At 36.1% G+C, this 25,053-nt stretch carries 21 protein-coding genes and 1 pseudogene; 2 read left to right on the top strand and 20 right to left on the bottom strand.

Annotation, left to right across the window (positions count from 1 at the left end; genetic code table 11):
* Positions 1 to 17: 17 nt before the first annotated feature.
* The 5 genes and pseudogenes from BKP35_RS18890 to BKP35_RS08805 form a co-directional block, all read right to left on the bottom strand.
* Positions 18 to 351, bottom strand: a pseudogene (locus BKP35_RS18890) (NAD-dependent epimerase/dehydratase family protein); the annotation flags it as partial.
* 348 nt (positions 352 to 699) lie between these two features.
* Positions 700 to 963 carry a phosphocarrier protein HPr gene (locus tag BKP35_RS08820; protein ID WP_071312978.1) on the bottom strand — a complete coding sequence of 88 codons (264 nt, stop codon included), beginning with the start codon at positions 961 to 963 and terminating at the stop codon, positions 700 to 702.
* Between the two features lie 206 nt (positions 964 to 1,169).
* Positions 1,170 to 3,038 (bottom strand): PTS fructose transporter subunit IIABC, encoded by a 1,869-nt coding sequence (locus tag BKP35_RS08815; protein WP_071312977.1) that lies wholly within the window; start codon positions 3,036 to 3,038, stop codon positions 1,170 to 1,172.
* A 14-nt stretch (positions 3,039 to 3,052) separates the two neighbouring features.
* Positions 3,053 to 3,967 (bottom strand): 1-phosphofructokinase, encoded by a 915-nt coding sequence (gene pfkB, locus BKP35_RS08810; protein ID WP_071312976.1) that lies wholly within the window; start codon positions 3,965 to 3,967, stop codon positions 3,053 to 3,055.
* Positions 3,964 to 4,716, bottom strand: coding sequence for a DeoR/GlpR family DNA-binding transcription regulator (locus BKP35_RS08805; RefSeq protein ID WP_071312975.1), 753 nt, complete (start codon positions 4,714 to 4,716; stop codon positions 3,964 to 3,966). The genes pfkB and BKP35_RS08805 overlap by 4 nt, the downstream gene beginning before the upstream one ends.
* Before the next feature lie 625 nt (positions 4,717 to 5,341).
* Here BKP35_RS08805 and BKP35_RS08800 point away from each other — a divergent pair.
* A complete protein-coding gene (locus BKP35_RS08800) occupies positions 5,342 to 6,673 on the top strand; it encodes a CitMHS family transporter (RefSeq protein WP_071312974.1) in 1,332 nt (443 codons plus the stop codon).
* A gap of 206 nt (positions 6,674 to 6,879) precedes the next feature.
* Here the strand turns inward: BKP35_RS08800 and BKP35_RS08795 are convergent, their stop codons facing one another.
* The 14 genes from BKP35_RS08795 to BKP35_RS08730 all read right to left on the bottom strand — a co-directional run bounded on the left by BKP35_RS08795 (position 6,880) and on the right by BKP35_RS08730 (position 22,211).
* Entirely contained in the window at positions 6,880 to 7,584 is a 705-nt protein-coding gene (locus BKP35_RS08795; protein ID WP_071312973.1) for a response regulator, read from the bottom strand.
* Positions 7,565 to 9,229 (bottom strand): ATP-binding protein, encoded by a 1,665-nt coding sequence (locus tag BKP35_RS08790; RefSeq protein WP_245741917.1) that lies wholly within the window; start codon positions 9,227 to 9,229, stop codon positions 7,565 to 7,567. Before BKP35_RS08790 ends, BKP35_RS08795 begins: the two co-directional genes overlap by 20 nt.
* Positions 9,230 to 9,419: 190 nt before the next feature.
* Complete coding sequence (gene galE, locus BKP35_RS08785; protein WP_071312972.1) at positions 9,420 to 10,415, bottom strand: UDP-glucose 4-epimerase GalE; 996 nt, start codon at positions 10,413 to 10,415, stop codon at positions 9,420 to 9,422.
* A gap of 315 nt (positions 10,416 to 10,730) precedes the next feature.
* The gene (locus BKP35_RS08780) at positions 10,731 to 11,138 is read right to left on the bottom strand and encodes a hypothetical protein (RefSeq protein WP_211274614.1); all 408 of its coding nucleotides are present in this window, start codon (positions 11,136 to 11,138) and stop codon (positions 10,731 to 10,733) included.
* A 264-nt stretch (positions 11,139 to 11,402) separates the two neighbouring features.
* On the bottom strand, positions 11,403 to 11,651 hold the full coding sequence (locus BKP35_RS08775) for a hypothetical protein (protein WP_071312971.1): 249 nt from the start codon (positions 11,649 to 11,651) through the stop codon (positions 11,403 to 11,405).
* Positions 11,652 to 11,895: 244 nt separating this feature from the next.
* Positions 11,896 to 12,855 carry a 6-phosphofructokinase gene (gene pfkA, locus BKP35_RS08770; RefSeq protein ID WP_071312970.1) on the bottom strand — a complete coding sequence of 320 codons (960 nt, stop codon included), beginning with the start codon at positions 12,853 to 12,855 and terminating at the stop codon, positions 11,896 to 11,898.
* Between the two features lie 129 nt (positions 12,856 to 12,984).
* Positions 12,985 to 13,272 (bottom strand): hypothetical protein, encoded by a 288-nt coding sequence (locus BKP35_RS08765; RefSeq protein WP_071312969.1) that lies wholly within the window; start codon positions 13,270 to 13,272, stop codon positions 12,985 to 12,987.
* Positions 13,273 to 13,381: 109 nt separating this feature from the next.
* The gene (locus BKP35_RS08760) at positions 13,382 to 14,248 is read right to left on the bottom strand and encodes a carbohydrate ABC transporter permease (protein ID WP_071312968.1); all 867 of its coding nucleotides are present in this window, start codon (positions 14,246 to 14,248) and stop codon (positions 13,382 to 13,384) included.
* A 14-nt stretch (positions 14,249 to 14,262) separates the two neighbouring features.
* Positions 14,263 to 15,141 carry a carbohydrate ABC transporter permease gene (locus tag BKP35_RS08755; protein WP_071312967.1) on the bottom strand — a complete coding sequence of 293 codons (879 nt, stop codon included), beginning with the start codon at positions 15,139 to 15,141 and terminating at the stop codon, positions 14,263 to 14,265.
* A 109-nt stretch (positions 15,142 to 15,250) separates the two neighbouring features.
* The gene (locus BKP35_RS08750) at positions 15,251 to 16,573 is read right to left on the bottom strand and encodes an extracellular solute-binding protein (protein ID WP_071312966.1); all 1,323 of its coding nucleotides are present in this window, start codon (positions 16,571 to 16,573) and stop codon (positions 15,251 to 15,253) included.
* A 155-nt stretch (positions 16,574 to 16,728) separates the two neighbouring features.
* A complete protein-coding gene (locus BKP35_RS08745) occupies positions 16,729 to 18,342 on the bottom strand; it encodes a glycoside hydrolase family 43 protein (RefSeq protein ID WP_071312965.1) in 1,614 nt (537 codons plus the stop codon).
* Positions 18,343 to 18,641: 299 nt separating this feature from the next.
* The gene (xylB, locus tag BKP35_RS08740) at positions 18,642 to 20,144 is read right to left on the bottom strand and encodes a xylulokinase (protein ID WP_071312964.1); all 1,503 of its coding nucleotides are present in this window, start codon (positions 20,142 to 20,144) and stop codon (positions 18,642 to 18,644) included.
* A 176-nt stretch (positions 20,145 to 20,320) separates the two neighbouring features.
* Positions 20,321 to 21,649, bottom strand: a complete 1,329-nt coding sequence (xylA, locus tag BKP35_RS08735) for a xylose isomerase (RefSeq protein ID WP_071312963.1) — start codon at positions 21,647 to 21,649, stop codon at positions 20,321 to 20,323.
* 241 nt (positions 21,650 to 21,890) lie between these two features.
* Positions 21,891 to 22,211 (bottom strand): putative periplasmic lipoprotein, encoded by a 321-nt coding sequence (locus BKP35_RS08730; RefSeq protein ID WP_071312962.1) that lies wholly within the window; start codon positions 22,209 to 22,211, stop codon positions 21,891 to 21,893.
* Between the two features lie 373 nt (positions 22,212 to 22,584).
* Between BKP35_RS08730 and BKP35_RS08725 the strand changes: the two genes are divergently transcribed.
* Positions 22,585 to 23,136 carry an LAGLIDADG family homing endonuclease gene (locus BKP35_RS08725; RefSeq protein ID WP_071312961.1) on the top strand — a complete coding sequence of 184 codons (552 nt, stop codon included), beginning with the start codon at positions 22,585 to 22,587 and terminating at the stop codon, positions 23,134 to 23,136.
* 660 nt (positions 23,137 to 23,796) lie between these two features.
* On the opposite strand, the gene BKP35_RS08720 is transcribed toward BKP35_RS08725, so the two are convergent.
* Positions 23,797 to 24,882, bottom strand: coding sequence for a DUF4268 domain-containing protein (locus BKP35_RS08720; RefSeq protein WP_071312960.1), 1,086 nt, complete (start codon positions 24,880 to 24,882; stop codon positions 23,797 to 23,799).
* Positions 24,883 to 25,053: the final 171 nt, after the last annotated feature.

Here is a 25,053-nt window from a genome sequence, read left to right as displayed (position 1 = left end):
TTAAAAATAATAATACCCTCTGTCACATGAATATAATCTCTAATACACGTTCCATCTTCCGTGTCATAATCATCACCGAAAATCGAAATGGCTCACGTTGTCCGAGCGCAACTTGTAAAATAATTGGAATTAAATGCGTCTCTGGAGAATGATCCTCTCCTAAAACTCCGTTCATATAAGCCCGAGCTACATTAAAGTAACCCAAAATCACGTGTTTAATTCCATGAGCCTCAGCCGCCCATTCAGCATTTTTTCAACCGCCAATTTCGTTTTCCATTATAGTTTGGTAGGAATCGTTGGATCCGTTTCTAAAATCGGGATATTTTTCGCTTCACGATAAGTGGCCGCTGATTAACATAATGAATTTCATAATTCAATAGGATCGCCATATAGTTTGATATCGCTAAATTAAGTAAGTTAATTATGAAATTCACTCAACTGAGTGAATTTCATAATTACCAAAAATGAGCCACATCACGCAATATATAGTTTGCGAACGGTTTTGACGCAACTATATATTGATCTTAGTGGCGAGAATAATGAATTATGAAATTCATTGAACTAATTTATAATTTTTTTTGCACCATCACAGATTTGGACTACATAAAAAACCTTACTAGCTAATAAAATTGACTAGTAAGGTTTTTATCATTTATGAAGGAACATCTCCTTAGCTTTTAACCATTCACAGTTTTTTTATTACTCCCCTAAACCACCTTTAATAACTTCCTCAATCGCTTGCATTGCAGCCTCGGCATCTGTACCTTCACTTGAGATCGTGATTTCTGCTCCTTGAGCTATACCTAAAGACATCACGCCCATAATTGATTTTAAATTGACAGATTTTTCGTTATACGTTAATAAACTTTCAGCATCAAATTGAGTTGCTTTGTTCACTATTTGTGTCGCAGGTCTTGCGTGAAGACCTGCTTCTGCGGTAATTTTAAATGTTTTTTCTAACATGAAATACACTCCTAAAAAATTTTTTTATACAAAATCCACAAGCACCACTTAATATGGAAAAGTCGAATCATTTCCTTCACTTCGCTGTGACATTCTAACGAATCTCAGAGGCTCGTTCACGAAATCATTCGCCTTTTTTCATTCGAAACGCTCATGCAGGGACTCATCACCAAATTGATTGAAATGTCGGTCGCTTTTAAAGAATATTATTCTTTTGCGTCTTTTTTCCAGAAACCTAACATGAGAGCGGTAACCGCTGCACCAATTAAGATCGCTACGATATACATTAACGGGTTACCATTGACTAACGGGATAACGAACATACCACCGTGTGGAGCAGGTAAACCGATACCAAACATCATTGTTAATGCTCCAGCGACTGCTGAACCGACAACGATCGAAGGTATAACACGTCCTGGGTCTGCGGCTGCGAATGGAATCGCACCTTCGGTAATAAACGATGCACCCATAATATAGTTTGTTTTCCCTGCTTCTTTTTCTGCTTTCGTAAACTTCTGCTTAAAGAATGTAGTTGCTAAAGCAATTCCTAGTGGTGGTACCATTCCACCAGCCATAACCGCTGCGTGTGGAGCTAAGTTCCCAGCATCAATCATTGCAATACCGAATGTAAATGCTGCTTTATTGATCGGTCCACCCATATCAATCGCCATCATTCCGCCTAAAATTAATCCAAGGAATAATAAGTTCCCTGTACCCATGCTACCTAACCAATTTTCCATGCCTGTATTTAATGCAACAACAGGCTCAATAATGATGAATAACATTACAATACCAGTAATCAAAATCCCAAATACCGGATAAAGTAAAACAGGCTTTATACCTTCTAGCGACTTTGGAAGTCCACTAAATGCTTTTCTTAAACCTAATACAACATAACCTGCTAAGAAACCAGCAATTAAACCACCCAGAAATCCCGCTTCACCACTAGCGGCCATAAGTCCACCGACCATACCTGGGGCAAAACCTGGACGGTTCGCAATACTCATCGCAATAAAACCAGCTAATACTGGGATCATTAAGCCAAATGCATTACCGCCACCAATGGTCATTAACGCTTCTGCGATCGGGTGGTAACTTGGATGATCAGGGTCGAACGCTTCAATACCGAAAATAAATGATAGTGCGATTAAAATACCGCCACCAACAACGAACGGAAGCATGTTTGATACACCGCTCATAATGTGTTTATAAAAACCTGACTTTCCTTTGCTTCCTGATTCTTCTTTTTTGCTACTTGATCCAGTAGCTTTATAAACTGGTGCTTCTTGTTTACCTGCTTTATTAATTAGTTCTTCTGTCTTACGAATTCCGTCCGCAACAGGAACTTGGATCACATGTTTTCCATCAAAACGATCCATCTCTACGGCCGTATCTGCGGCTACTATAATCGCTACTGCCTCTTTAATTTCCGAAGCTTTCAGTTCATTTTCAACGCCGCTCGAACCATTCGTTTCGACTTTAATATCAAATCCTAATTCTTTTGCTTTCGCTTTCAACGAGTCAGCCGCCATAAATGTGTGAGCAATCCCCGTTGGACAAGCCGTAACAGCTAAAATTTTCCCTTTTGTTGAGATAGTTTGCTCTTTTTCTTCATTTTCCTCAGCTTCTTTTTCATTAATCGCTGAAATTACTTCATCAATGGATGTAGCCGTTTCTAATTTTTTACGGAAATTCATATCCATTAAAAAGCTTGAAAGTCGTGATAATGTTTGTAAATGAGCGTTGTTCGCTCCTTCACTTGCAGCAATCATGAAAAATAAATGCGCAGGTTGTCCATCAAGAGATTCATAATTTAGGCCTGCTTTTGAGCGACCAAAAACAATCGCTGGGGTTTTTACTGCACTTGTTTTGGCATGTGGAATGGCAATCCCTTCGCCAATTCCAGTCGTACTTTGTGCTTCACGTGCTAAAATCGCTTCTTTAAATTTATTAGTATCACTAAGCTTACCTGCTTTGTCTAGTTTTCTAATAAGCTCATCAATAACAGCGTCTTTGGAAGTCGATTGCAAATTTAGTTCTATCGTCTCTGCAGTTAATAATTCTGTGATTTTCATGTTGTGTTCCCTCCTCAGTTTAATATCTCAATTTTTATTTCTGGTAAAAGGTTTTCTAAACTACTTTTATTACATAGATCACTAGAAAACGCAGTTGCGCTCCCTGCAGCAATCCCATATTTAAACGCCTCAATTAAGTCTCCATTCTCAACATATGAACTGATAAACCCGGCAACTAATGAATCTCCAGCACCTACTGAGTTTTTCAATTCTCCTTTCGGTACATTGGCGTATGCTGAAACCTCTTTATTTAGTAAAAGTGCACCATCGCCACCTAAAGAAACAATCACGTTTTCTGGACCGTTTTCTAATAACTTTCGTCCATACTTTACCGCGTTTTCTATAGAAGAAATTTGTACATTAAACAATTCTCCTAGTTCGTGCTGGTTAGGTTTAATTAAAAATGGCTGGCACGGTAAAACTTCTTCTAACGCTTTACCTGACGTATCGACAACAAAATGAACGTTATTTTCATTACATTGCGCTGCAATTTTTTGATAAAAATCTGGTGAAATACTCGGCGGCAAGCTTCCGGCTAAAATTAAATAGTCTTCGGCGGTCATTGTTGTGATTTTTTCAAAAAGTTCTTGCTCTTTTTCTTTTGAAATTACCGCTCCTTGACCGTTCACCTCTGTTTCAACAGAAGATTTTAGCTTTACATTTACTCTCGTATCCTCATCAACCAAAGTAAAATCTTGCAGTATCCCCTCTTTTTTAAGAGAATTGGTGATAAATTCACCCGTAAATCCACCAACAAATCCTAATGCCGTGTTAGTGATCCCGAGTTTCTTTAAAACTCTCGAAACGTTAATTCCTTTTCCACCAGGATAAAATGCAGTTTTTTTTGCTCTATTTAAATCCCCTAGTTCAACGTTATCAACTTCGACAACATAGTCGACTGAAGGGTTTAAGGTGCATGTAAAAATCATGTTGTCACTACCTTTATCGTCGTTTTTTCTATATAAGGTGCTAAAATTTCTTCATCTGTCTCATCTGTAATAATAGTTCCCTCTTTTAAATCAGCAATTTTAGCAAACGTTACTTCGTTTAATTTCGTGCGATCACCAAGTACGAACGTTTCTTGAGATAAGTTCATCGCATTCAGCTTAACCATTGCTTCTTCTGGGTCAGGTGTCGTAAAACCATACTCTGTATGAATGGCGTTCACACCGATAAAGCATTTATCGAAGCGATACTGTTTAACACCCTCTAAAGCACCTTTTCCGATTAGGGCTCGTGTTTTTTGCTTGATATAGCCACCGGTTATATAGGTATCTATCCCTCGTTCTAAAAGCTCTTCCAAATGGGTTAATCCGTTCGTGACCACTTTAATTTCTTTTGCCTTAATATGCGGGATCATTTGAAAAGCCGTAGTTCCGGCATCTAAATATATGCAATCTCCATCCCTTATAAGAGATGCAGCGTATTGTGCGATTTTATCTTTTTCTTTCAAATTCTTTGCTGCTTTTTCAGTAATACTTAGCTCTTCCCCTTTTTGAGCAAGTAAAGATGCTCCACCATGAACGCGCTTTAATTTCTTCTCATTCTCAAGTTGACTTAAATCTCGACGGATCGTCGATTCTGAAGACGATGTCGCTTCGACTAATTCATGGAGTTTAACGACTCCTCTATCTTTTAACAAATCTAAAATGATCTGATGTCTTTCTGGAGTAAGCACTTGCAAATCACCTCCGAAGAATGTATGAGTAATTGCTTATGAACTAATAATAACGTAAGCCCTTCCAAAAATCAATCATTTTCTTTCAAAAACAACCAAGATAAATCAAGTATACAACAAAACACCCACAAACGATCAACACTTTCAGAAAATACATATCTATATCTAACTTCGTTTTTTCACTATAAAATAAAAGAGGGTGGGACAAGAGTGTCTGACACCACGCGGATCCTACTAAATATAGACGTACAGATTTATCATATGTCTATATTTGGTGCCAAGCGGTGTCTGACACTTTGTTTTGTCCCACCCTCTTTTAAATAATTCTATTAATAACGACCATCTAATTAATAAATAACCATTTTCTCATCACTTTTCAAAATTTAAGGAAATGACATTTTCCTCGAATGAGTGAGTGTTGATTCAAAAGCAATTGAACATTATGAACAATATTGTTTTTATACTCAATATTTAATTTATTTACATAAACTATCCCTCTAGATATCAACATGATAAATTACCTAATATACTGAAAATTTGAAAAAGACTATTTTTTTAACGTTTTATGAAAGCGCTTAAACATAAGTGACTCTTTTTCATTTTCAATTAGGGGGGAGAAAATCATATGCTAAGTATCATAGGATTCGCAACCATTTTAACGATTGTCATCTTACTTTTGAAGGGGAAAGTATCACCTATCATCGGGCTTGTTTTAGTGCCAATCATCGGTGCTTTGTTAGCTGGATTTGGGATTGCAGAAATTGGGGTTTTTTTTAGTGAAGGCATAGACAGGGTTATGAATGTTGTCATCATGTTTATATTCGCGATTCTCTTTTTTGGGGTTATGCAAGATTCAGGGCTTTTTGATCCGATTATAAACAAAATGATTTCAATTACCAAAGGGAATGTCGTCGCTGTTGCTGCCGGAACAGTTATCATCGCTGCCATTGCTCACTTGGATGGCTCAGGGGCATCTACTTTCCTAATTACCATCCCTGCATTACTACCTTTATATCAGCGTTTAAAAATGAGTCCATACTTACTACTACTATTAATAGGGACAAGTGCAAGTATTTTAAACATGCTACCGTGGGCAGGTCCACTAGGACGAACAGCTGCCGTACTTGGAATGGACGCCACTGAATTATGGAGACCACTCATTCCGTTACAAATTATAGCACTTGTTTTACTTGTCGGTATGGCTGTTATTTTAGGGTTACGTGAAAAACGTCGTATTGCAATGCGTGATGAAGGGGCTGATGCCAATGTTGAGGTGGCTGCAGCAAGTGAAGCAACTGCAGGTGATTCATATAACGACGAGAAAAACTCTACTTTGGCCCGACCAAAATTATTATGGGTGAATTTACTACTAACATTAGGGATGATTGGAATGTTAGTATGGGGAGTGATCCCTGCTGGATTTGTGTTTATGATCGCTCTAAGTATCGCTTTACCATTGAATTATCCTAAAGTAAGCGACCAAATGGAACGAATAAAAGCACATGCACCTAACGCCCTTTTAATGGCAAGTATCATTCTGGCTGCTGGGTCATTCTTAGGGATTTTGAGTGGAACAGAAATGCTAGATTCAATAGCAGTTGATATGGTGTATATATTACCTGCATTTATCGTGCCTTACTTACATTTAATTATTGGTGCTTTCGGTGTACCGTTTGAATTAATTTTAAATACTGATGCTTATTATTTCGCCTTACTACCAGTAGTTGAACAAATCGTTACAAGTCATGGTGTGGATACTTTCACTGCTGCTTATGCAATGATCATTGGGAATATCATCGGAACTTTTGTGAGCCCATTCGCACCTGCACTTTGGTTAGCACTTGGTTTAGCAGGCTGTGAGATGGGGAAACATATTCGCTATTCCTTACTATGGGTTTGGGGATTTAGTTTAGTATTAATGGCAGTAGCCATTTTACTTGGGATTATTTCATTTTAAAGCGAACTCGTTTCAGCAAGCTGAAACATCGAGAAATCAGATGGAGTCTCGACTCCACCTGATTAAAAGTTCCCACCTACGCTACGCGTTGAGGCGGAGGTCTATAACCCTTAATCCATTTAAGGATTAATCTACTTGGATATATACAAAAAACGAGGCTGTCCCTCAAGTGTCTGACACTTTCCTTTGGGACAGCCTCGTTTCTTTTATATTATTACATAGCGTCGTTCGGGTCTACCAACATCACCATAAATTAACTCAGCTTTCACTTGTTCAGCAGCTACTAAATACTCCAAATAACGCCTTGCTGTAGAGCGACTCGCTCCAATTTCATTTCCTACTTCAATTGCAGTAAAGCCTTCTTTATCACTTTCTTGGAGAATAGAAATGACTTTTTCAAGGGTAAGTCGATCAATCCCCTTTGGTAACTTAGAAGCTTTATCGTCTTTTTCAATCACTGAAGTCGATACGACTCTGACGTTATCAAGTTCTTCTTGTGTCAATTCTTGCTTAGTTTCAAAAATCTCCTGTTTTTCTACGAACCGTTGTAGAGTTTGCTCAAGGCGGTTGAAATCGATTGGTTTAATAATATAATCAAGTATTCCCCCACGTAACACTTCCTCAATTGTTTGTACTTCTTTTGCAGCAGTAAGCATGATAATGTCGATATTTTGATATTTTTTTCGGATTGACCACATTAACTCCAAACCTTCAACATCAGGAATATAAATATCTAACAAAATTAAATCAGGCAAAACGTTCGTTTCTACTAGAAAGTCGATCGCTTCTTTCCCCGTACTAGCGCTTCCTATAACTTGAAAACCCTCCACTTTTTCTACAAATTGCTTATTAATATTTGCGACTCGAAAATCATCCTCGATAATAAACACGTTATATAGCTTGCTTTTCATTATGATCACCTTCTAACCCCTTCACTTTAGGAATAGTTAAAATAAAACAAGCACCACCAAGTTCACTCGTTTCTAGTGATAATTCGCCACCTAGTTCGTTTAAAATGTTTTGCACTAATACTAATCCTATTCCTCTATGTGAACCTTTTTTTGTGGTATAGCCTTTGGTAAAAATTTTATCTACCTCTTCATCCGAGATGCCTATGCCACTATCCTCTATTTCAAAAACAATATCATTTCCAATGTCTGTAAAGAAGATGCTGATTTTATGATCTTTTTTCGTCTCTAGGACAGCATCATATGCATTTTCTAGTAAATTTCCTAGTATAGTTACTACCCCTTCCCTTTGCTTTTCAGAAAGAGGAGTTTTAAGTTCACTGTTGTAATTAATATTCATTTGAATTCCAAGTTCGTGCGACCGGTTTAATTTTCCTAATAAAACGGCACTCACGTAGGAATCTTTTACACTATGAATTAAAAAGTGAATCCACTCCTGTTGCTTTTTACTTTCTTTATTTATAAAATCAATAGCCTCTTGCATTTGGTTTAATTGTAATAAACCTGAAATCGTATTTAATTTATTGGAAAACTCATGTGTTTGCACACGAAGTGCTTCGGAATATTGTTTTACTTTGGACAACTCTTCCGCAAGTTTATGAATTTCGGTTCGATTCCTATAGGTTGAAACAGCTCCCATTAATCTATCATCATAATAAATAGGAACACAGTTTACGATGAATTGTTCTTCATCCACCCATAATTCTTGATGAAATTCGCTCTTCCCTGTTTTTAACACTTCCATAAAGTGAGCGTGAGATGAAAAGTCTTTTATATGTTTACCGGTTTCTAGTGCTCCATCTACATTTAAGACTTGTTGGGCAGCATGGTTATTCATCGTGATGTATCCTTCTTTGTCTACGGCAATAATGGCTTCATGAATCGACTGTAAAATCGCTTCTCTTTCCTTATAAAGGTGCCCAATTTCATCTGGCTCAAGACCAAAAATTGATTTTTTTACATGGAGTGAGATTAGAATGGCACCTATGATCCCTATAAAAATACTTATAATAATCCAATACCAAACTTCTGTCACATAAGTCCCTATCGTCATTTCAACATCATCAATTAAAAAACCTACAGAAACTACACCAATAATTTCCCCTTCGTTTGAGAAAATCGGTGCCTTTCCACGAATAGAAGGCCCTAGTGATCCAGTCGCTTCAGAAATATAAGATTCACCAAGCAGTAGTGCTCGTTCATTATCATCGCCTACCATTACTTGTCCAATTCGGTCTTCGAGCGGATGAGAATAACGTTCACCATTTTTATTTCCAACAACAATAAATTCAGAATCAGTCCTAACTCGAATCGCCTCTGCAATTGGTTGAATTATTTCTGCTGGATTATCCGTATAAAACGCATTTTTAACTTCAGGAATCTCAGATACAGAGTGAGCTACATTAAGAGCTCTAATACCGATTTGTTCCACTAATGTTTCAGAGTACTTTGAATTTGAGTATACTCCTAAAAAAATTAGCATTAAAATCATTAAGGAACAGATTAATAAAATCATTTTCGTTAACAATGAAAATGGATAAGATGGAAACCTATTCATTAGATTAAATTTTTTATTTGAATCCTTCATTATGATCTCCTACTCCTAGCAAATATTAATCGCCTATTTATATTCTACTATAGATTTATGGGGTTCAGATTATATTTTTTAAATTTTCCAATATATTAGATGATAATGCTGAACTAATCGTCTAATAAAACAACTGTCCCATTAGTGACATCTACGGGACAGCCCTGGTACAATAGGTTGAATTTATTCCCTATCTGACCCCTTCGTAACCACACGGATGTGCTTTGTGCCACTTCCAGGCACTTTCAATTATTTTTTCAAGGGAAGTAAATTGTGGCTTCCAACCTAATTCGCTCACTGCTTTTTGTGAAGAAGCGACTAGCTTCGCAGGATCACCATCCCTTCGTGGGGCAATTTCTAAGAAAATCTCATGTTCTGTCACTCTTCTAGCTACTTCAACCACTTCTTTAACCGTAAAGCCGTTGCCATTTCCAAGGTTATAAGTATCACTGGAACCACCATTGCGTAGCTTTCCAATTGCTAATAAGTGTGCAGTAACTAAGTCTGTGACGTGGATATAATCCCTAATACACGTTCCATCATGAGTGGCGTAATCATCACCAAAAATAAAAATTTTCTCTCGCTTTCCTAGTGCCACTTGGAGTACTAGTGGAATTAAATGTGTTTCTGGCATATGATCTTCACCAATATCTTCTATCATATGAGCTCCAGCTACATTAAAATAGCGTAATATGATGTACTTAATTCCGTACGCTTGCTCAGACCACTTTAACATCTTTTCAATTGCTAGTTTCGTTTCGCCATATGGATTTGTCGGCTCAGTAGGGTCTGTTTCCATTATCGGAATATTCCTTGGTTCACCATAGGTGGCCGCCGTTGAAGAAAAAACAATCATATTTACATTGTTTTTTTTCATAGCCTTTAACAAGCAAAGTGCCCCATTTACATTGTTATCATAGTATTTCAACGGATCACTTACACTCTCTCCTACCAATGAATCCGCTGCAAAATGTAGTACGGCTTCGATCTTATTTTCGGAAAGTACTTGATCGATAAACGCTTGGTCACGTAGATCACCTTCGAATAATTTCGCTCCTCTTAAAACGGCTTCTTTATGACCTGTTTGAAAGTTGTCAACAACGATCACTTCTTCACCTTTCGAGAGTAAATCAGCTACTGCATGGCTACCAATATAACCCGCACCTCCACATACTAATATGCCCATATAAAATCCCCTCTCTCTACTTTTCTATAGCGTCATCTTCAACCTTAACCGTATAAACCTCACCTATTAATCTGATTTACATTAATCCCTTTATCTACATTATTATGAATGAAATGATTTAATTGCTCATTTTTAAGAAATGTAATGTAGATTTTTAACTCAATATAAGAGTATCTCTAAAAATTGTGCTACAAATTAATTAGTTGAAAAAAGGGAGGTTAAAAGTGGCTTGCACTTTTAATCTCCCTTTTCTTGATTCGTTTTCAATTTTTAAATTAATGACTTTCATAATTGGTATGACTATTTACAAGCCTCTTATCGTTGATGGCCGAAACCTGTACCATGCCCTGGGCCGTGTCCACGATGGCCATGTCCTGGACCATATCCGTGATGACCATGCCAATGTCCATGGCCTGGGCCGTATCCGTGGTGCCCGTGCCAATGTCCATGGCCTGGGCCGTACCCGTGATGACCATGCCAATGTCCATGGCCTGGGCCGTACCCGTGATGACCATGCCAATGTCCATGCCCTGGGCCGTACCCGTGATGACCGTGCCAATGTCCATGCCCTGGGCCGTACCCGTGATGGCCAAAGAGGAAAGGAGTGGCTAATGCAGTCGCACCTAATAAAGGTAATACTCGTTCGTCTTGTGGATTATGCGCTTCCATACCAAAATCTCCATATGTTGTTGTTGGATGGTTAAAATTATAATGCTGATACACGTAAAAACCTCCTTTTCATTTTCGTTGTATTTTATGTAAATACAATAAAACTGAGCATGTACCTAGCAGAATTAATTAAAAATAGGCTGAAATGCGACATTTAAACAAATGGAAATTTCCAGAGCACATCTAGCTCTAAAAAATAGAGGCTGGGACAAAACAAAGTGTCAGACACCGCTAGACACCGAATATAGACATATGATAAATCTTACGTCTATATTTAGTAGGATCGCGTGGTGTCAGACACTTTTGTCCCAGCCTCTATTAAACAATCTCTTCTTCGTTATCTTCTTTCATTAAAAATTGACGTTTGTTCATTCCTTTTGTTAAATAATTTTTCTTTGATAAATATTGCAAATGTTGAATCGGCATAGCACCGTGGCCTTTTTGATCGTTAAGTGTAAACTGAATAGTGTTATTAGTTTCACTGATGATCGTTAATGATGTTGCAGAGTTAAAGTTACCTTTAATATTTTCAGAAATTTGATATTTTGTTCCTATTTTTACTTCCATTAAATTCTCCTTTTTTATTTTATTGTTTCACAATCTTAGTTTTGTATACATAATTTTCCTATAGAGATAAAAAAGAAGGGCTGTCCAATAACAAAGTGTCCATCACCCTTTCCCACTAAAATATAGACGAATAAGATACCTTCACGACTATATTTAGAGAGTTTTGCTTGGTGACACTTTTAGGACAGCCCCTTTATGTTTCACCTAAAGTTTCGCTAAGTGTGAAACATAAAATTACTTGTTATTATATAGATAAGATGTTTGTTAATTGATATGTATCACTATCAAATTGTTTTTCCATTGTTAATGCCTCAGCAATATCCATATCAAATATTTTATTATTTTTAATTCCTAATGCCCGACTTGATTTCCCGTTAATTAGGGCATCAATTGCGTATGCACCCATTTTACTTGCTAAAATTCGGTCAAATGAGCTCGGATTTCCACCTCGTTGGATAAAGCCTAAAACGGTAACCCTCGCTTCTATACCTACACGTTCAAAGATTTCTTTTTGCAATTCATAGGCATCACTTGTTCCTTCAGCGAGCATGATGATATTATGTAATTTCCCTCTACTTTTTCCTTGAACCAACTTTTTACAAACGTCATTTATATCAAATTCTTCTTCAGGAACTAATACACTCTCCGCTCCACCAGCAAGTCCACTATAAAGAGCGATATCCCCACAATGTCTCCCCATAACCTCGATAATCGTTGCTTTTTCATGAGAAGTTGAAGTATCTCTAATTTTCGTAATGGCATCTAGTACTGTGTTTACCGCTGTATCGAAGCCAATCGTAAATTCAGAATATGGAAGATCATTATCAATCGTCCCTGGGATCCCGATCGTCTTCACACCTGCTTCACTTAACTTCTCAGCACCACGAAATGAGCCATCGCCACCAATAATCACAAGACCTTCAATTCCAAAAACCTCTAAAACATTGATCGCCTTTTTTCTCCCCTCTTCCGTTTTGAATTGTTCGCTTCTTGCTGTTTTAAGAATCGTTCCACCTTTATGAATAATATCAGCTACTGACGAAACATCCATATGTTTGATTTCTCCATTGATTAACCCTTCATAGCCTCTAGAAACTCCCATCACTTCAATATTGTTATAAATTCCCGCTCGAACAATCGCTCTAATTGCAGCATTCATTCCAGGAGCATCGCCACCACTCGTTAAAACACCAATTTTTTTCATAAAAATCACTTCCTTTTTCTCGGACGAGGGGACAGACTTTCGTCCCACTCTCCTTTTTCTAAATTAACCATAAAAGGTCAAAAGTCTGCCAGTAGACACTCATGGGACAGCCCTTTGACCTTTCGTCATTTATCTATTTTTCAAGTATGCATCGATAATATTTTTAACACGTTGAGCCTCATCTGTTTTGATAACGTAATGGTCACCGTTTAAATTTGTTGATACATTTTCAATCCCTTGTGCTTTCAAAAAGTCCCCTACATCCTCAATTTCATCTGCTTGTGTTAACAAAATCTTTTTGCCAATATGCTCTTCATTTACATAAACATCATACGTATCATGAGGATTTTTTAAGTTTAGTGCATCCGAATTATAAAGTCCTAAAGGTGGAAAAGCAGTTTGATTGTATGTTTCCAAATTGATCACTCCAATCTTCTTTTATTAAATTTTGTCCAATTTACCATAGCTTTTTAGTTTCACTTTTAATTTAACCACTGATTATATGTCAATGCTAAATAGGGCATCGTTATCCTTTTACAGCTCCAGCGGCAATCCCTTCGACAATTTTATTGCTCAAGAAGAAAAAGGCAATCAATATTGGCAATATACTTATCACTAATGTGGCTCCAATCGCTCCCCAGTCTGTTGCATATTGCCCAATAAAGCTTTGTATCCCTACGGTTAAAGTTCGATAATGATCAGAGCGAATGAACGTATTTATAAATACAAATTCATTCCAATTATAGATCATATTAATGATTGCCGTAGTTGAAATAACCGGCATTGTCATTGGTAATGTAATTTGAAAAAAGATTCGATTAATGGAACAGCCATCAATCACCGCCGCTTCCTCAATTTCTCGCGGTAATGTGTAATAAAAACCGAGTAAGATCATGATCGTTAACGGTAAGTTAAATGCTGTATACGTTAAAATTATCGCAATCGGATTATCGATTAGGTTAATGCTCAGGAAGAAGCTAAATAACGGTATTAACGTAGAATGAATTGGGATCATCAAACCGATCATAAATAAACCTAAAGTTAATTTATTAAATTTCCAATTCATTCTTGTTATTGCAAATGTAACTAAACTTGCAAAAAGAACTGTTAATACGACTGCGACAACTGTAATCCACACACTGTTGAAAAAGTATAGTCCGATATTCCCTTGAGTCCAAGCAGTAGTATAGTTTTCCCATCTTGGCTCTGTGGGTAATGCGAATGGCGATTCGCTAAATACTTCCCGGTTAGACTTTAACGAAAATTTCACTAACCAAATAAGTGGATATACTTGAAAAACTGCAATAATCCCTAATATTAGATACAAAAGAGCGTATCCAATTTTTCTCGAAGTATTACTTTCTGTTTTCACTACGTCACTTTGTTTTCCCATTATACGCCCCCTCCTTAATACTGAATCTCTTCTTTACTCGTTGTTAATTTACGGATTAACCATGTTGCAATCAAACAAAACAGTAGTAAATAAAAGCCAACTGCACTTCCATAACCAAAGTTATAACTACTAAAAGCTTGTTTGTACATATATGATGCGATAACCTCACTAGCTCCAGCTGGGCCGCCACCAGTCATTATCCAAATTAAGTCAAAATATTTCAAAGATCCAACAATCGCTAATATAATCGTTACTTTAAACACACCTAAAATGAGAGGAAATTTAATTTTATACGCAATTTGAATTGGCGTCGCGCCATCTATTTTAGCAGCTTCAATAATTGATTCCGGTATATTCTTTAGCGCAGCATAATAAATAAGTATATAAAACCCTGCGTATTGCCAAATAATCGCAATAAAAATGGAAAATAGAACTAAACTACGATCCGCTAACCATGCTGGTGCGTTATTGAATCCGATCGTAAATAGGAGGCTATTTAGTAAACCATTAGTTGGGTGATAAATTTTGAGCCAAAGCTGCGCAATTGCTACTGAGGACAATAACATTGGGATTAAGTATATCTTTCTTAAAAAGTTGGCTCCTTTGATTTTAGTCGCTAAAATAAGAGAAATGATTAAGTAACCAATCAAACTAATTGTCGAAAATATAGCTAGTAGTAAAGAATGAAAGGAACTTCTCCAGAATTGATTATCACTTAAGAGCCTAATGTAATTATCTAATCCAATAAATGTCATTTCTCCGACTCCATCCCATCTCATTAACCCATAATATCCAGTTAAAACGATCGGAACGTAAATTAACACCATAATTAAAAGGAGTGCGGGGAGAACATACAAGGTGATGATTAGTTTATTTGACATGACTTTATTCATAATTTTTCCCCCTTCAATCTATATTCCTTCATTTGTGATCCTTAGAAAAAAGGGCATATTATACAATATCTTTTCTCCTTCAAATGCCCTTTTTATGTTTCATGTCATTTTATTCCTCTGCTGCAAGAGCTTCTTCATGCCTTTTAGCAAATTCCTCTGGAGTTATATGTTTACCGAACAGAGATTGAATCAAATCTAAGTGTGTTTGAGCGACTGAAGCAGTCATTTGAACATCAGCGTATAAAGTAATGTTACTTGCACCAGCTAGTTCGTCTAATATATCAATATACATATCAGGTAAATCTACTTCATCAGTGTTAACCACAGTTGCTGGGATTACTCCAGCGTCTGTAACTGATGTTTCTCCCCATCGTTCAACGAAGAATTGAACAAAATCTTTCGCTTGCTCTTGCACCGGTGAATCTTCAGAAACGAATAATCCTACACCTGGCCCTCCAACAAAGCTATCGATATCGCCTGCCCCACCTTCAACCATTGGAAATTTAAAGAAACCGATAGAATCTCTAAATTCTTGAGGAACATCTTCGTTCGTTGTATAGTTTGGTAACTCCCATGTACCCATCATGTACATAGCTGCTTGTTCATTCATAAATGGACCTTTAGCCTCTTCATTTCCAAGCCCATTAAACCCTCTAACAAATGCATTCATATCAACTAAATTTTGAATTTCTTCAGCAGCTTGAACTAAAGCTTCGTCTTCAAAGGTGTCAGTACGCTCAATGGCATTCGTTAATAATTCCGGACCACCAATTCTGTCCGCTAAATACATATACCACATAGAGCCTGTCCAAGGTTCTCTATTTCCTACTGTAATTGGGGTCACTCCATTTTCCTCTAATGTTTGAACAACATTTAGGAACTCATCATAAGTTTCAGGTACTTCTAAGTCATACTCTGCGAATATGTTCTTGTTGTAATAAATCGGTGCTATGTTTAGTTCAAGCGGTAAACCATACGCTGTTTCATTTACAGAGAAAGCTTCTACAGTTCCAGGGATGAACTCTTCACCTAATCCATCCTCTATTACATCGTCAAGTGAAGCAAACATATTCCCATTAACAAAAGGTGTCATATAACCAGCCGCCCAAGTCAATCCCACGTCTGGAAGCTGTCTTGAAGATGCTAATATGGTCATTGTTTCTTTATATTGATCATTTGATAAAACGTCAACGTCAATTGTTACTCCCGGATTTGCCTCCTCATATTCACTGATAATTGACTCAACAATTCGGTTATGCTGTGCAGAACTTCCTGCTGGCCATAAGTGTGTAAAGCTAATCGTACTCTCATCAACAACCTCTCCATCAGTTCCAGGTGTTGGGTCAGTTGCGTCAGGGTCATCAGCCGGTCCACATCCCCCCAATCCGACTAGGGTTAACACTAAAATTAGTGAAAAAAGTTTTTTAATCATTTATATCCTCCTATTTATAATTTTTTTATCATTCCCCGATAAAAAGGCAATGAAATATTAATAACTGATTTTATTTTCCACAGAATAACTCACATTATTCCTTAATAGGAATTAATCTTCATATTCTTTTCCGGCATGGTGACCACACATAAATTTTACTTTTCCGTTTCTTTATAAATGAAATAGTCAAAATCAGCATAATTATTTTCCCCTGATGTATCTTGACATTGCATGCCGACGAAGGCTCCAGTGAAGAATCCTCCCCCTCGAATGTAATCGTCAGAAAGCTTATAGGAGTAAAATTTAACCGGAATAGTTACCCAATTGTCTCCATCAAATGAATAGGAGTACTGATAAATATTCGTTTTCACATCGACTCGAAGATAAACATATACAACATTATCAGGAATAACAATTTCATCTCCTTGAAGAGGTTGATTAAAAGTAAAGTTATCACAAGTCATTAATTCCAAAATTCTTCCTTTATCTTCATGCCATGAAATTTGTAGAGATGTCCAGTTTTCAGTGTTGTAATAATTAACTAAGCCTGCAGATTGTTGAAAAGTATTTGGAGTAAAAGCTACTTTTGTTTCTGCAGTAAAATTAAAGTGTTGCCAACGTCGAGCCACAAACGCTTGAGTAAATTTCGATGTTAGTGATTCTTTACCGTAAATTCTTAAATGACCAGGATGATCATCAAGTGAAACGGTATTAACCGCTAACGGAATACGTAAGGTTTGGAAGTGAGGATTCAATGTCTTGGAATCGAAATCATCTTTCTCCGGATAATCTGGTTCCCACTTTACTTCTTTCACTTTTGGACCTTCGATTTCTAAAGATGGTTGATTGCCACCAACAACATAAGGCCAATCATTCTTCCACTCTAATCTTTGGATAGCTGTTTCCCTACCAAGTGGACAATAGCCTCTAGGATCAAGTAAAGGTTGTCCTTCTTTTGGTAATGGTCGACCCGTTAAATGCACCAAAAACCATTCATCAGTATGGGTTTTTACGATCGAAGCGTGTCCAGCCTTTTGAAGCGGATTATGTGCATACGGCCACGAAGTTATCAGCGGATTTTCAGGGTGTACTTCATATGGACCCCATAACTCTTTCGATCGTGCAATCGTAGCTGCATGATCATATTTCGTACCACCTTCTGCTGTTAAAAGGTAATAATACCCATTTATCTTATACAAATGTGGTGCTTCTGTTAATTTAATATCTGTTCCTTTAAAAATAATTTCTTTCTTCCCAACAAGCTTTTTCTTTTCAGGGCTGTATTCTTGGAGCAAAATCCCATAAAAGTTGTGGTGTCCGACCCGATGATCCCAATACATATTTAAAAAGTATTTCTTTCCATCGTCATCGTGGAATAAAGATGGATCAAAGCCTGAACTGTTTAAATAAATCGGTTCAGACCATTCTCCATCAATCGTTTCACATGTGACAAGATAGTTATGGCAATCTTTCCATTGACCATCTGTAACCTTTACATCGGTATAAATCAACCAGTATTTTCCATCACTATAAGAAAGTTGAGGTGCCCAAATTCCACCCGAATCGGGATTACCACTCATATTCAATTGACTCAATCGATTTAATGGTCTTTTAGCTAAACGCCAATTTTTAAGATCTTTTGAATGGTAGATCCCTACACCAGGAAACCATTCAAAAGTTGACACCGCAATATAATAATCTTCTTCAACACGGCAAATACTTGGATCAGGATTAAACCCTGTTAAAATTGGATTACGAATAATTGTCATTTACTTAACCACCTTTTTCTTGAATTAATGTATTCATTTTCTCTACTCAATGAATTTCATAATTCATTATTCTCGCCACTTAGATCAAAATATAGTTGCGTCAAAATCATTCGCAAACTATATTTTGCTGATGTGCTCATTTTTGGTAATTATGAAATTCACTCTACTACAAAGATAAAATGATTTTTTAGCTTTTTTAGTATTCTACAAACCCAAAAAGCTATTCCACCTGTATCACATAAGTAGCTGATACTTTCGGAATAGCTCTTGATAAAATTAATATTTTTTTTAACTTATGTTTAATTTTTACGAAATTTCTTTAGACCTTCGTTTAATGGTTTCGTTTGACGATAAACATCTTTGTAAATTCGGAATAACTCTTGATATTTTTCAACATTTTCAGGAATTGGCTGAAAGGCTTTTGCTTCGTCAGTGAAAACGTCAGCACACTGTTGTAAGCTCTCAAACCATTTACTACCATAAGCAGCTAGCATTGCTGCCCCTACCGCTGGACCTTGTTCACTTGAAAGTTTCACAATTGTTGCATTAAAAACGTCAGCCTGAATTTGAAGCCATGTATCACTTTTCGCTCCACCACCGATGGAGATGATGGTATCAATCGTTTTCCCACTTTCACGGAAAATTTCAATGGACTCATTTAAAGAGAAAGTAATTCCTTCTATCACCGCACGAGCAAAATCGATTCGTTCGTGTGATGATTCCATGCCGATAAAACTTGCACGAATATTGGCATCCGCATGAGGGGTTCTTTCTCCAACAACATATGGAGTAAATAATAATCCATTTGCACCAACGGGAACCTTTTCTAAGCCTTGTAAAAGTGATTCAAATTCTTCATCTTTAGCAAACGTATCTTTAAACCAGCTCAAGCTATAGCCAGCGGCTAGAGTAACCCCCATTGTGTAATAAGCTTTTTCTTCACCATGGTTAAAGTAGTGAACTTTACCACTGAAATCACGATCATTTCTTTCTTCATAAGAAAGAACAACACCTGATGTTCCAATACTACAAAGTGTTTTTCCTTCTGAAAGAATCCCTGAACCAATCGCACCACAAGCGTTGTCAGCACCACCAGCAAATATTTTCGTCGTTACTGCTAATCCGGTTTCTTTCGCAAATTGATCTGTGATTGTTCCTACAAATTCATGCGAAGCTACTAAAGGGGGACAAAGTTTTACGTCAATTCCAACAAGGTCACAAAGTTCATTGCTCCAACTTTTTTCAGCCACATTTAACAATAACGTTCCTGCTGCATCAGAATATTCACTATGAATTTTTCCTGTCATTTCGTATCGTAAATAATCTTTTGGCAACATAAATACAGCTGCTCTTTCTAAAGTTTCAGGTTCATACTGCTTCAACCATAGTAGCTTCGGTAAAGTAAATCCTTCTAATGCTGGATTTTTCGTGATTTGTAAAAGGCGCTCTTCACCTAAAATGTCGTAAATTTGCCGACATTGCTCTGTCGTTCTAGTGTCATTCCATAAAATTGCATTTCTTAAAACCTGATTTTCTTGATCCAATAAAACAAGTCCATGCATTTGCCCTGAAAAACTAATTCCTTCAATATTTGCCACTTCATCGTCAAATCGGGCAACAAGCTCTTTCAAAGCTGATGTTGTTTTTTCGACCCATTCAATTGGGTTTTGCTCACTATATCCTGATTTTTCTTGAATTAAAGGATAGGACTTAGAAACTTCATCGCAAACTTTTCCTTCTTGATTCATTAATAAAACCTTTACCGCACTTGTGCCAAGATCAATCCCAATGACATATTTCATTTATAACCACCCTTATAACAACATATATTTATTTATCTTTCCATCGCACTTTATATTTGATTTAAAAATTGCTGGGAAACGATTGTCGCCCAGCATATTTTCGTTTAAATTTAATTTTTTTAACACATACCGCAACGGGCGCATTTTTGTATGATGATTAAATTCACTTATTTGTATTACTTTTCTGAGATAGTCTCAAGTAAATATTTGTTTAAAATTGCTTTTAAATGCTCTTGACGTCCAGACTTGTTACTCTTAACTACGTCAAGCTCTAACGCATACTTCTCTAATTTGTGGAAGTCAGCTTTTCCTTCTAGAATATCAAGACCGATCCCCTCTCTGAAACTGCTGTAACGATCAGCAACAAAATCTTCTAGTACTTTATCTTCAAGCATACGTTGCGCCACTTTTGTACCGATTGCGAATGCGTCCATCCCAGCAATATGAGCATAAAATAAATCATCTGAATCAAATGATCCTCTGCGTACTTTTGCGTCAAAATTCAATCCACCTGAACCTAGACCGTCATTTTTAATGATTTCATACATCGCTAATGTCGTTGAATAAAGATCTGTTGGGAACTCATCTGTATCCCATCCAATTAACATGTCACCTTGGTTAGCATCAACGGAACCTAACATACCGTTAATACGTGCAACATGTAACTCATGCTCAAATGTATGACCAGCAAGCGTTGCATGGTTTGCTTCAATATTAAACTTAAATGTATCCTGTAAGTCATATTGTTGTAGGAATGCTAATCCAGTTGCTACATCAAAGTCATATTGATGTTTCGTTGGCTCTTGTGGCTTAGGTTCAATTAGGAATTGAGCATCAAAACCAATTTCTCTTGCATAGTCTTTTGCCATGTGGAAGAAGCGTGCAAGGTTGTCTAACTCAAGTTTCATGTCAGTATTTAATAATGTTTCATAACCTTCACGACCACCCCAGAATACGTAGTTTTCTGAACCTAGCTCTTTACCAACTTCTAGGCCTTTTTTAACTTTCGCTGCAGCATATGCGTATACATCAGCATTAGGAGCAGTTGCTGCACCATGTACCCAACGAGGGTGAGAAAACATATTTGCTGTATTCCATAATAATTTTGTTTTACTTGTTTTCATGTATTCTTTAATCATTGGAACAATTACGTCTAAATTTTTAAATGTTTCACTTAAAGAATCTGATTCAGGAGCTACATCAAAGTCATGGAAGCAAAAGTAAGGAACATCTAATTTTTCGAAAAACTCAAATGAAGCTTCAACACGTGCTTTCGCTAAATCAATACCCGTTAAATTATTGTAAGGGCGTACCATTGTTCCTTGCCCAAATGGATCAGTTCCTTCGCCAGTAAATGTATGCCAATAAGATACGGCAAAACGCATGAATTCTTCCATTGATCTTCCGTTAATTTTTTCTTCACGGTTATAGTATTTAAATGAGAACGGATTCGTTGAATTTGGACCTTCGTAAGCAATTTTTTTAATGTTGTTGAAATAAGTCATTTAAATTCCTCCAATTTTTTCTCTTTTGTTTTAAATTCCTAAAAAAACTAATCGTAAAATAGTTTCACCAGATAACACGTTTACATTCATTCGAATCACTTTTACTAAAAGGTAATTATTATATAGCTTTTACTAAAATTACCCTTTTACTAATGTTTTTCACGCTTTCTAATTTTGTAGCTACAAAAACTTAGTTTGTATATCGAAAGAACTCTGACGAATCGACGACCTGGATTTTTTCCTAGAATAACCCGTCAACGATAGTTCTCAAATGTGGTAGATTACTTAACGTATCCCATTTGAACCCGTTAGCACTCTCCCAAAAAATTTGATAATCATCACTCCGAATTTGAACCGCGAAATACGTTCGCTCTGTTACCATCCCCTGATAAGTAAATTCTTCGATATCATCTTGATTATATTGATTACAAGTTGTGTAATTATTACTACAATCATTAATAAAACTTAATACATCCTCTTCGAGAGAAGCTTGTCCATCACTGCTACAAGCCACTAAAAGCATTGACATCGCTACTAGTAATGACATCATCCATTTTTCCACCGATATTCCCCCTGTTTTTCATCGATGATTCAATTTATGCAGCGATGTTTTACTTCATAACTATTTTTTGATAAGCTTCTTAATCTCGATTGTAGTTGAACGTTTTAGTGTAATTAAAAAACGATGTAGTTTTCATAAGCACAAAAAAACTTGCACGTTAATATGTGCAAGTTTTTTTGTATATTTTAACAAACCATTTAGAAACTAGTGAAAAGCGTGTGGATAATTATGATCGTCATACCAACTGGAACGATATAACGTAACACGAACATAAAGAATTTAAAGAACCCGTTATCTGCAAAGTCTGAGGTTTCATATATTTCTCTACGCGTCCAACCCCATCCAACAAATAATACGATGAGTAAACCAGCGATTGGTAAGAACAACTTATAAGCAACCAACTCAACAAACCTATAGTATGAGAATTGAAGTCAAAGATGATGATAAAAAACATCTTGAGAAATTTAAGAGTAGTGTAGGCTTAAACGCAGACATAAAGCAAAGAAAAAACAGAAATACTTCCAGTGTAACAATCTCTCGCAAGAAACTTGTAATAGATTTATGGAAATATGGTTGTGTGGAGAATAAAACAAATAAAGGATTCATTAAAAATATTCCATCAAAGTTTATACGTCATTTTCTTAGGGGCTTTTTCGATGGAGACGGCTATATTGAAAAGGATTCTTCTAAATACAGAGCCTCGTTAGTAGTTAAATCTGAGGACATAGCGGATTTTATTAAATACCATCTCTCTTCATTTATTACTCATATTGAAACTGACGGAAACTATTATCGAATTCATATTGAAAGAAAAGATGAATTCTTTAACTTTATTAACTATCTATATAAGGATTCAAGTATTTATCTAGATAGAAAGTTTGCTACATATAAAAAAAGAATCGAGTTTTTAGATAGCCGAGGATAAAACTATACTGTTATTGGTGCTTCAGTTTTTGCGAAAGCAGTAAGCGTTATATATCAATGGTGTTTGCCTAACTATTGAGCTAAAACTAGGATCAATATAAGATTTTGAATTCTACTCACGTTAATTTAAACGGATTGCAAACTAAACTCAATTAGTAAAAGCCCTAAAATTGTTGATATGACAACGTTTATAGGGCTTTTCTTATGTATTTCAATTACGCAAAACATGGAAAAATAGCCCCTTTTTCTAGGACCTGCCGGGGCCATTTTGGGGCTATTTTTAAAAAGCGTGGCCAGTGTATATTTTATTATTGATTACAGCCAAGAGAATGTACCACTTGTTCCATGTTTTTTACCAGCAGTTGCCACGAAATTTACCACCTTCTGTCACCGTGTTTACCAATAAAAGAACGTCAACTATTTTGAAGTAAAAAAGCTTATTCCTCCTTTTCTTAACTGAGGAATTAGGCTTTAGTCTTCCGTAATCGCGCCAATTGTGAAATATCATTTTCTATTGAACAGTATATTTGTACTGCGTAATACGGAGTTACTCAACAATCAAGGCTGACACAAAAAAGACACTAGCCATGCATCTAGAAAGCACCCGATTGTAAGTGAACTAATACTGCAAAAATAAATCATTGTAATTCAAAATAATACATTATAAGTTAAATTTAAATAACTCCTTAAATACTTCAATGGTTTTTATGAACTTCTTATTCACACCCTCAGTGTAATTATGAATAGACTGTCCTTTTTCAAGCTTCTGAGAAGCTATGATTCTCCCCCAATCTGGATTTCTTTTACCATCCTCCGCATTAAACTCCAGATTGATTTTGGAACATATAGTATTCTTATTTTCTTCAAAAACAGAAAACATTTTTTGTTTTATTTCAGGATCATGGGTAACAACTTCAAAAGCAAAATGCGAAAAGCTCTTTTGATAAATTAGAGTAAATGAAATATTTTTAAATCCTGATTTCACAGTGCAATATGATTTCCTAGGATGATAATAAGCATGATGGCCCTGTTGCTTAACAGCTTCAACTATATTTTCAAAAAACTGAATAACATCATTTGGTTGGAATACATCACCCTGTGATTTATCTCTTTGAATTTTCTTTTTAATATAATAATTTTCTATATCTTTAGGTGGGATAAGTTGATTAAGGTCAATTAACACATCAGTCTTACTGCTATCAAGGTATGGCTTGATAGAAATACACTTAATATCTATGCCATTTTGATGAAGCCATGCTGAGACTGAAAGGATTCTCTTATCAAATTCATTGCCAACGATAATAATTCTTTGTGTTTTGTTTAAGACATTATTTAGTATATCCCGAGAATCAATATCCAAAAATTCAAGAATATTATCTACAGCATCTCCATGAAGACCGAACTTTTTTATGTATTCTTCATATATTTCAATTATGTCAATTGGTTTTAACGTAGAACAATATGAGCAATACTTCAATACTTGAAAATCTACACCGGACCCAGTATAGTCTTGTTTAGTTTCAATAATAACTAAATTACCATCTGTATCAATTGCTAACAAATCGAGTCGTTCATTATTTTCAAACTTATCATACTCATGACCTATAATAAGTAGGTCTTCACCTAATGTTTGAGGACTTTTTCTAATCCACTCCTCAATGTGTTCTCTTTCTTTAATTTTTTGATCTGAAAAATTCGTTGATTCAATCTCAATCAGTTCATTTTTAATCTTATCATAGCGATACATATGATCTACTCCACCTCTAATTAGTTGTCTTCACAATCAATATTTTAACATAAATATCCAATTCAAGTAATTGAACTACTCAACAATCTGACCTTAACATTAAGAAAGACTACTTCTCTTTCACTGAAATGCGCGCAATTGTTAAACATCCTTTTTCTTGAACAGTAATGG

Source organism: Anaerobacillus arseniciselenatis (assembly GCF_001865995.1).
Taxonomy (GTDB): Bacteria; Bacillota; Bacilli; order Bacillales; family Anaerobacillaceae; genus Anaerobacillus; species Anaerobacillus arseniciselenatis.
Note: the sequence above shows the minus strand (reverse complement) of the source record. Positions and strands in the feature narration are given on the sequence as shown.

Excerpts from the sequence above, each read along its gene's own strand:
- BKP35_RS08775 (WP_071312971.1), bottom strand. The coding sequence starts at position 11,651 with ATGGAAGTAAAAATAGGAACAAAATATCAAATTTCTGAAAATATTAAA.
- pfkB (WP_071312976.1), bottom strand. The coding sequence starts at position 3,967 with ATGATTTTTACATGCACCTTAAACCCTTCAGTCGACTATGTTGTCGAA.
- BKP35_RS08750 (WP_071312966.1), bottom strand. The coding sequence starts at position 16,573 with ATGATTAAAAAACTTTTTTCACTAATTTTAGTGTTAACCCTAGTCGGA.
- BKP35_RS08760 (WP_071312968.1), bottom strand. The coding sequence starts at position 14,248 with ATGGGAAAACAAAGTGACGTAGTGAAAACAGAAAGTAATACTTCGAGA.
- xylA (WP_071312963.1), bottom strand. The coding sequence starts at position 21,649 with ATGACTTATTTCAACAACATTAAAAAAATTGCTTACGAAGGTCCAAAT.
- galE (WP_071312972.1), bottom strand. The coding sequence starts at position 10,415 with ATGGGCATATTAGTATGTGGAGGTGCGGGTTATATTGGTAGCCATGCA.
- BKP35_RS08820 (WP_071312978.1), bottom strand. The coding sequence starts at position 963 with ATGTTAGAAAAAACATTTAAAATTACCGCAGAAGCAGGTCTTCACGCA.
- BKP35_RS08790 (WP_245741917.1), bottom strand. The coding sequence starts at position 9,229 with ATGAAGGATTCAAATAAAAAATTTAATCTAATGAATAGGTTTCCATCT.
- BKP35_RS08795 (WP_071312973.1), bottom strand. The coding sequence starts at position 7,584 with ATGAAAAGCAAGCTATATAACGTGTTTATTATCGAGGATGATTTTCGA.
- BKP35_RS08745 (WP_071312965.1), bottom strand. The coding sequence starts at position 18,342 with ATGACAATTATTCGTAATCCAATTTTAACAGGGTTTAATCCTGATCCA.
- BKP35_RS08815 (WP_071312977.1), bottom strand. The coding sequence starts at position 3,038 with ATGAAAATCACAGAATTATTAACTGCAGAGACGATAGAACTAAATTTG.
- BKP35_RS08720 (WP_071312960.1), bottom strand. The coding sequence starts at position 24,882 with ATGTATCGCTATGATAAGATTAAAAATGAACTGATTGAGATTGAATCA.
- BKP35_RS08800 (WP_071312974.1), top strand. The coding sequence starts at position 5,342 with ATGCTAAGTATCATAGGATTCGCAACCATTTTAACGATTGTCATCTTA.
- pfkA (WP_071312970.1), bottom strand. The coding sequence starts at position 12,855 with ATGAAAAAAATTGGTGTTTTAACGAGTGGTGGCGATGCTCCTGGAATG.
- BKP35_RS08755 (WP_071312967.1), bottom strand. The coding sequence starts at position 15,141 with ATGAATAAAGTCATGTCAAATAAACTAATCATCACCTTGTATGTTCTC.
- xylB (WP_071312964.1), bottom strand. The coding sequence starts at position 20,144 with ATGAAATATGTCATTGGGATTGATCTTGGCACAAGTGCGGTAAAGGTT.